The following is a 7,405-nucleotide window of genomic DNA, read 5'->3' as shown; positions in this document are numbered from 1 at the left end:
TACCGCCCCCGATCAGCGCCCCAGTCAACGCCCCGATACACACCGGACACAGACCCGACGGATCCGCGTCCACCGTCGGCCGATTACCCGCATAGCCATAGGTCTGGGCGAACCCCACACCCGGCTGCGCCGGATGGGCGTCCGGACCGGTGAACCGCCCCGCCGACGCGTCATAATCCCGGGCCCGTAGGTCATACAGGCCGGTGAGCGTGTCGAGGTACTGGCCGTGGAACCGCAGCGGATTGCCCGCATACCCCGCCCCGGTGACCGCGGCCGGCCCACCGAACGGATCCAGGCTCGCCGACCCGGTCAACCCCGCGCCGTCCGCGATGTCGGTGATGCTGCCGGTGCTGTCGGCCAGCAGCCACGACAGGGTCCCGCCGGGAGTGCCGTCCGCGACCGCGGTCCCCAGATCGGACTGCGGGTCGGCCCACCAGGTATGCGCGGTCGTCCCGTCCCCGGTGGTCTCACCGACCCGGACGGGCAGCGGCCCGCCGGTGTCCCACGTCCACATCGCATCCGTGGTCCCGTTGACCGTCCGACTGGTCCGATTGCCTTGTTCGTCGTAGCCGTAGCCGACGGTCCGGCCGTCCTCCAACGTGACCGACCGCAGGTTGGTGTCCAACCCGTAGGCGAACGACCGGGTCCCGCCCGGCCCGGTCGACGAGGCGAGGTTCCCGTTGCCGTCGTAGCTGTAGGACGCGACGGTCGCGGTGCCGACGGTGTCGGCGGTGGGCCGGTCATCGGCGTCATACGCCGAGGTCACCGTCTTGTCATCGGTGGTGTGCACCGTCACCGTCGAGGTGCGGTTCCCGTCGCCGTCATAGCCATAGCTCGTCGCCGGCGACGACGCCGTGCAGGTCGTCCCCGATGCCGGCCGGCAGATCCCGCTGACCTGACCGGCGGTGTCATAGGAGTAGACCGCCGACGTGCTGGTCGCCCCGCGGGCCGTGGTGACCGTGGTCGGGTTCCCCGCCGGACTCAACGTCACCGTCTGCGCGAGCAGAGTCGCCCCGCCGGCCGCGGTGTGGGTCAGCCCCGTCAACCGGCCGGCCGGATCATAGGTCCGGGTGCTCACCGGCCCGCCGGCCCGACTGGTCGAGGTCAGCTGCCCGGCCGCGTCATAGCCGTAACCGATCGTCGTGGTCGTCCCGCCGACGGTCAGACCGGTGCCGGTCAGCCGCGCATCAGCCCCCCAGGTGTAGGACTGGGCCCGCCCGCCGGGCAGGGTCCGCCCGGTCAGCCGGCCGTCGCCGTCCCAGGTGTAGCCGACCTGGACCGGCCCGCGGGTGATCCCGATGATCCGCCCGGCCGGGTCGTAGCTGACCGCCGCGGTCGACGTGCCATTACTGATCTGGGAGGGCCGCCCGGCCTGATCGTAGGCCCAGGTGATGTCCGGGCTGGTATCGCTGTAGTCAATTTTCGTCTGCCGGTCGAGGGTGTCGTAGCTGTAGGTGGCGCTACCCGCCGGGGCGGTGACGGTGTTGACGTGGCCGTCGGGGGTGTAGGTGTAGCCCGTGACCCGGCCCGTCGGTGTGGTCGCGGTCGCGACCCGGCTGGCCTTGTCGTAGGTGTAGGTGTAGGCCTTCCCCGTCGGGGTCGTCAGCGTCTTGAGTTGACCGGCCTTGTCGTAGGTGTACTGGGTAACCGCGCCGGTCGGGCTGGTGACCTTGTTGACGTTCCCGACGGAGTCGTGACCGTAGACCGTGACGCGGCTCTCCGGATCGATAACCTTCGTGACCTGGTTCGCGGCGTCGTACAGAGTCGACGTCGCATGGGCGAGCGGATCGGTGACCTTGGTGCGGTTCCCGGCCACGTCATAGGCGAACGTGGTCGTGAACGTCGCCGGGGTCGCCCCCGCCGCGTTCCCCCGCGGATCGACCACCGTTTTCGTGTTGCCGTCCGCGTCGTAGGTGTACGTCGTCGCGGCACCGCCGCCGGTCTGGGACCGCAGCAGCTGCCCGGCCCGGTCGTAGGTGGAGGTGACGCTCACCCCGCCGCCGGTGCGGGTCTTGGGCCGGCCAACCTCGTCGTAGCCGGTGGTGGTCGCCGCCCCGGTGGGGTCGGTGACGGCGGTGACCCGCCCGGCCCGGTCGTAGGAGGTGTGGGTCACCGCACCGGTCGGGTCGGTCACCGCCACCGCCAGCCCCGCCGCGTCATAGCTCGTCGTGGTCGCCAGGTAACGGTCAGGCTTGGTGGGGTCGACGGTGCGGGTCTGGGTGAGCCGTCCCGCCGCGTCGTAGGTGTAGAGCGTCGTGGCGCGGCGCCGGGTCTCCGCGTCGACCCCGGCGACGTTCCCCGCCGGCGCGGTGCGGCTCGCCAGCTGCCCGGCCAGGTCGTACACCGACGTGGTGATCGCACCGTCGGGGGCGGTCAGGGTGACCTCCCGGCCCGCCGGGTCGTAGGCGTGGCGCGTCACCCGGGCGTACGGATCGGCCTCGGTGAGCCGGTTCCCGGTGCCGTCATAGGTGTAGGTGGTCACCCCGGCGTTCGGAGCGGTCACCGTCAACACCCGGCCGAGGGCGTCGTAGGTGTAGGCCGTCTGGTGCCCCAGCGGGTCCGTGCTGGTCAGGACGTTCCCGACCGCGTCGTAGGTGTAGGTCGTGGTGAACGTCGCCGGCGTCCCACCGGCGACGGTGCCACGCGGGTCGGTCTCGCTGAGCCGGTGGTGCGACGCGTCGTAGGTGTAGGTCGTGACGGCGCCGCTCGGCGCGGCCTGCGCAACCAGGTCACCGACCGTGTTGTAGGTGTTCGTCGTTGTGCGGCCCAACGGGTCGGTGCTCGTCGCGACCTGACCCCGCCCGGTGTAAGTCAGCGTCGTGACACCACCGTCGGGGGCGGTCGTCGTCACCAGCCGACCCTGACCGTCGTAGGTGGAGGAGGTCACCTTCCCGACCGGGTCGGTGTAGCTCGTCACATGGTTGGCGGCGTCGTAGGTCCACCGCTCCTCCGGTGGGCTCGGATCGTCGACCGCACCCGGCAACGTCCGGCGCACCAGATTGCCATGGGCGTCGTACTCGCTGTGACGCAGCTGCTGACCGGTGCTGTTCTCTTCCGTCGGCTGATTCGCCGCGTCGTAGTAGACGTCGTCCGCCCGGCCGTTCGCATCCACCTGGGAAGCCAGCACGTTGCCGGCATAGACGTCGGCGTGCACAACCCCGGCCGGGTCGGTGACGGTCGCGGTCTGGCTCGCCTGGTCCCAGGCGAACGTGGTGACCCCGCCCGCCGCGTCGGTCTGGCCGGTGACCCGCCCGGTCGCCGGGTCGTACGTCGTGCCCGCCGTCGTCGTCCCGGTCGGGTCGACAATCCCGCCCAGATGGCCGGTGGCCGTGTCGTAGGTGTAGGTCGTGGTCTTACCGTCCACCCCGACGACCGAGGTCAACCGGGCGGTGGAACCCGCGGCGGTGTAGCCGTAACCCACACTGTGACCATCAGAACCGGTCACCCCGGTGATGCGGCCGGTCGCCGCACCGCTGGTCCCCCACGCCACCGTGACCGTCTGACCGACGGTGTCGGTGAGCGTACTCAGTGTCCCGCCGGCGTACGCCAGCGTGACCCCACGGCCCTGCTCGTCGACCGAAGCGACCAGACGGCCGGTGCCATCGAACCGCAGTTCCTCGTTGGCGTGATTACGCACCGTCCAGCCACCGCCGGACCGGGTGGTCATCGTCGCGGTGACCCCCGGATCGTCCGCGGTGTAACTGCCGTCGCCGTGCCGGGTGAACTGGCTCTGGCCCCCGGTACCCTCCCGGAAAATCGGGGTCGACCCGTCACCGGGAATGATCGAGGCGTTGAACCCGAACGTCCACCCCACCCCATAGGGGCCGTCGGTGGCGTCCAGACTGTTGTAGGTCCGCCCCCAGTCCAGACCGGGGCCGACGCCGGGCAGCGTCAAATCCTGGAAGGTCTCCATCAGACTGCCGGTCGCGGTGTTCACCGGATCCGCCGCGAGCCTGGTGTTGACCATGCCGCGGCCGTCCCAGCAGGAACATCCCCAGGTACGGCGCAGCGGCTGCGGATGCGGACCGCCGTAGCCCGCGAGCGTCACCGTCCGCAGGAACAACGACCGACCCGCGTCGGTCCCCGACGCGACCAGCCCATGACCGCCGGTATAGTCCCGGGTTTCGTTGTGCGCCCAGTCACTGATCGGGGTGCCACCGACATCGAGGGGATGGAAACTCCCCGCATCGTCGATGCCGAGCCGGTAGATACGATGCCGGTCGCTGTACGGCGCGAAGTCGGTGTACGGGGTGGACCCGTTCGTCAGCTGTTTCCGGAGATGATTGTCGAAGAACACGTTGTTCGGACCCGACGAACCCGACCATTTGACGGCCTTCTGCCCGGCCGCCCACCAGATCGGATACCAGTCCGAATCGTCCGGCAGCGACCCGCCCTCATCACCGCAGTTCGTCGAACAATTCGCCGACCGATGCGCATACGGCACCGAGACCTCGTTGAGCTCGAACAGATTGTTCCGTTCATAACCGCCATGCAGATTGAGATCAGAATCGAAACTGTTACCGATCGCGACGTTCCCCGACGCACTCCACTGGAACGTGAAGTGCCGCAGATTACGCGTCGTGTTCCCGGCGTAGACCGAATCCCACACTCGGGAACCCCGCAGATAGCCGTTACCGCCCTTACCCTTGTTCCACGCACCGTCGAACTGATTGTCGATGATACTGAGGTTCGCCGCGGCCTCGGTCGCGATCGGATGCGAGCCCGTCATGTCGCTACGGACACCGGTGACCCAGCTGTTCGCCGCCCACTTGAACACGATCCCGTGCATCGCACCGGCCGGGTCCATGTTGCCGTAATTGTCCTTCGCCTTCGCCGCGTCCAAACCCGGCTCGTCCTGAGTGAACGACAGATTCTCGATACCCACCCCGAGCACGGGGTCGACCAGCGGATCGACGACCGAGTCGAAAACCTGCCCGTTGATGGGATCGGACCCGTCCGACACCGACGTGACCGGAACGTCGTACTCCAGCGGCTTGTCCAGCGTAATCGTCTTTCCGAGCGGGTCACCGGCGGTAACCAGGAAAATCTGCTGGCGCATGTGCAGGTTCTGCAGATCGAACGTCGTCGGCAGCGCCTTCATCGCGTTGTAGAAGTTCAGGCTGTTCGCGGCCATCACGTTCACCAGGCCGCCGACCTTCAGATTGTCGAAGGCGGCGTCGGCGGCCAGATACACCACCGTGTCGCCCTTACGGCCCGCGAACCCGGCGTCACCGGGCTTGCCCCGCAGCTTGAGCCCACTCACCCAGTGGTCGTTGACGGTGCCCTCGTAGAGGTCCTTACGATTCGCCGGCGCCGCGGTGTACTCCGCCGCGTACTTCGCGGCGACCGCCCGGCTCTGCACCCGGAACAGCCCACGGCCCGGCCACAACCAGCCGCCGTTCGCGGACCCGTTGCCCATCGCGTCGACGTCCCACCGCGTCCCATCCGAGGTGATCGTGTCATACCGGGTGGTGCCGTCGGGCTTGTAGACCAGATGGGTACCGGCCTGCGGATCCGACCCCGCACCGCGGACGATCAGATAGTCGGCGTCCAGATGAATCTCATGCGAGATGTTCAACGTGCCGGCGGGCAGTTCCAGCAGGCTTTCCTGCGTGTACGAACCCGACGCCGAACAATTCGCCTTGATCGAATCGATCGCCGCCTGAATACCGGCCGTGTCGTCCTGACCGTCGTTGGGAACCACCCCGTAGGTGCCGGTCAGAACGCCGGCCGTCAGACGGCACGCCGATTCCGATCGGACGTTGGCATTCCCCGGCAGCACCGACCCGCCACCGAAACCCGCCTTCGACCAGTCATACACCCCGGGCACCGGACCCCGCCGATTATCCGCCGTCACCCACAGGTCACGCAACGCCGGCGCCGGCTCCTCATACACCGTCTTCGGTGGCGTCCAGTTCGGGTCCACCACCGTGAAGTTCGCCACCACGAACTTCGTCGTCGACGCGTCCACATTCCACCGCGCCTTGAGTTTGTGCACCCCCTGCGAGATCGACGCCGGGATCGTCCACTGATACGGCGACGCCGGATCCTTACCCGCATACGCATCATCGACCAGCCAGGTCACCTCACCGGTAACCGTCGAATCCGCCCCCACATCCGCGGTGAACGGTGCCGGCAGCGACGCACCGTCGAGCGCCACACCATTCACTTCCAGGAAGGGATCCGCCACCGCCCGGGCGACCGTCGGCATACCCGCCGCCATAACAACCGTCACGATCAGGCCTGCGACGACACGGAGGAGCCCCGCCCGCGTCCGGAGCCGAAGCCACCGGCGCGGCCCGACAGCAAACGGCCGCACCGCCGAGGCGAATACAGAACCCAGCGATCCCGGAATGCGGGCCATGACGTTTCCTCACTGAAGACAAGAACCTGCACGGACCCACGCTTGACGGACCGCACCGGACAACAGCGCAGCCCGACAAGACAACACGGGGTGACCTGCACGCTCAGATGAACACGCAGCACACAGCACCAACACAAACGGAACGCAGAAGACCCATCAGCACGGGGGCGCTCGTGCGCCCACCCTTAAGATCAGAAAACAGCCAGGCCGCTACCCGGACACGAGATCAGCACCTATGTCCAGTACGTATGGATTCACGTTGCGGAGCATTGCACACGAACCGTCGCAAAGTCGAGCCGTTCAGCATCCGCCGCGCCTATGGTTCATCCGTTGTTACCGGCGTGGGTTGCGAGAGCCCTCAATGATCCTTACGGGCGTGGGTGAGCACTACGCTGCCGAGGCCGTCCGGGCTGCACCGGTCCGACATCGCCACGACGGGCGAGAGCAGCGCAGCCGCGTTCCAGCCGAGACGGCCGCCGCTGGCCGACAGCGTCAGGTACAGCCGTTCGGCCAGCGGCGACCGGAACAGGTAGGTCTGGCGAACCACGGACAGGCCGCGGCCATCCAGCAGTTCCGCCAGCTGATCGCCCGTGTAGGTACGTTTCACCTGATATCTCTCCCGATGGCGGGCAGACAGCCGCGGCCAGCGGTGCGCCCGGGTCAACGCGTCGGCGGACAGGACGAGATCTCCACCCGCCTTGAGGACCCGCGCCATCTCGGTGAGCGCACCCGGGCCGTCGTCGAAGTGCTCGATCGCGCAGACCGACATCACCACGTCGAACGAGCCGTCGGCGAACGGCAGCGTGAGGGCGTCCCCCTCGATGAGGGCGGGACGCCCGCGCAATCTGCGACCGAAATCCAGTTTGCCCCGGGCAAGATCGACACAAACGGCCCGAGCTCCGCGCCGGACGGCCCGACCAGCCCAGTAGCCATCGCCACCAGCGACGTCCAGGACGGTACGCCCGGTGAGCTCACCCGCCCACTCCAGCAACGTGCCCGCTTCACGGCGACGAATCACATGCACCTGGTGACCGACATAGG

2 protein-coding genes are annotated in these 7,405 nt (G+C 68.1%); both read right to left on the bottom strand.

Going from position 1 to position 7,405, the window contains the following annotated elements; genetic code table 11:
* Positions 1-6,235, bottom strand: a 6,235-nt coding sequence (locus U9979_RS06230) for an RHS repeat-associated core domain-containing protein (protein WP_322778616.1), incomplete at its 3' end; no start/stop codon positions are given.
* A gap of 487 nt (positions 6,236-6,722) precedes the next feature.
* On the bottom strand, positions 6,723-7,405 hold a 683-nt coding region (locus U9979_RS06225), incomplete at its 5' end, for a class I SAM-dependent methyltransferase (RefSeq protein ID WP_322778615.1).

Source organism: Protofrankia sp. Cas4 (genome assembly GCF_963555915.1).
In the GTDB taxonomy this organism is placed as follows: Bacteria; Actinomycetota; Actinomycetes; order Frankiales; family Frankiaceae; genus Protofrankia.
The sequence above is the reverse complement of the archived record's forward strand: the minus strand, read 5'-3'. Positions and strand labels throughout refer to the sequence as shown.